Annotated in this window: 1 pseudogene; it reads left to right on the forward strand. The window is 35.6% G+C overall.

Annotated features, from left to right (window positions below):
* Window positions 1-18: 18 nt before the first annotated feature.
* Window positions 19-419: pseudogene (locus TCEL_RS13065) on the forward strand (SpoVR family protein); the annotation flags it as partial.

Here is a 419-nt window from a genome sequence, read left to right on the forward strand (position 1 = left end):
GGAGAAGGGGGGATACTGATGGATTATTCAATAAGAGAGCTAATGGAATGGAATGAAAAGATAGAGAAGATAGCAAGGGATTATGGACTAGATTTTTATGAACAGGAGTTTGAAATTGTAAGTTATGAAGAGATGCTCTCCTATGAAGCATATATAGGTATGCCATCAAGGTACCCCACTGGAGTTTTGGAAAGGCATATGAAAGGACAAAGACATTATATAGGTACAACTTGACTGGACTTCCCTATGAAATGGTAATAAATTCAAATCCTTGTCTTGCATATTTAATGAAGGATAACACCCTTCTTCTACAAATATTAACAATGGCCCATGTATATGGGCACAATGACTTTTAAAATAATAGGCTCTTTAAGGAAGGAACTAATGCAGACTACACAATAGAAATGTTTAAGAGGCAT

The organism is Thermobrachium celere DSM 8682, assembly GCF_000430995.1.
GTDB classification, from domain to species: Bacteria; Bacillota; Clostridia; order Clostridiales; family Caloramatoraceae; genus Thermobrachium; species Thermobrachium celere.